Genomic DNA, 495 nt, shown 5'->3' on the forward strand with positions numbered 1-495 from the left:
AAAGAGAATCCTATTCCGGCGAAAATCGTTTGCGTAAGGAATAAAGCAAATCGCAAGGACTGGCTTGCTTTTATCTGTACAGATACGACCCTTTCCGAAGAAGAGATTATCCGTATTTATGGAAAGCGCTGGCAGATTGAGGTTTTCTTCAAGACCTGCAAATCTATGCTGAACCTGATTGGAGAATGCCGTAGCTTATCCTATGATGCACTGACAGCTCACGTGGCTATCGTGTTTACCAGATATATGTTACTTGCAATGGAACAGCGCCAAAATGTAGATCAGAGAACTCTTGGGGAATTGTTCTTTTTTCTTGTTGATGAAATGGCAGACATTACTTTTAGCAGATCACTAGGCATCCTGATGGATGCCTTAATGGCAAGTCTTCAGGAAATCTTAAAGCTCAGCGATGAGCAATTGACAGCTTTTACTGCTGATTTTGAAGCAAGACTACCGAAATATCTGCGTAACGCACTCCATCCAGAGTCTATAGGA

General features: G+C 42.0%; 1 protein-coding gene. It reads left to right on the plus strand.

Annotation, left to right across the window (positions count from 1 at the left end):
• Positions 1–495: transposase (locus tag H6A32_RS15920; protein ID WP_204864831.1), on the plus strand; the 495-nt coding region annotated here is incomplete at both ends.

Source organism: Drancourtella massiliensis (genome assembly GCF_016900655.1).
GTDB lineage: Bacteria > Bacillota > Clostridia > Lachnospirales > Lachnospiraceae > Sellimonas > Sellimonas catena.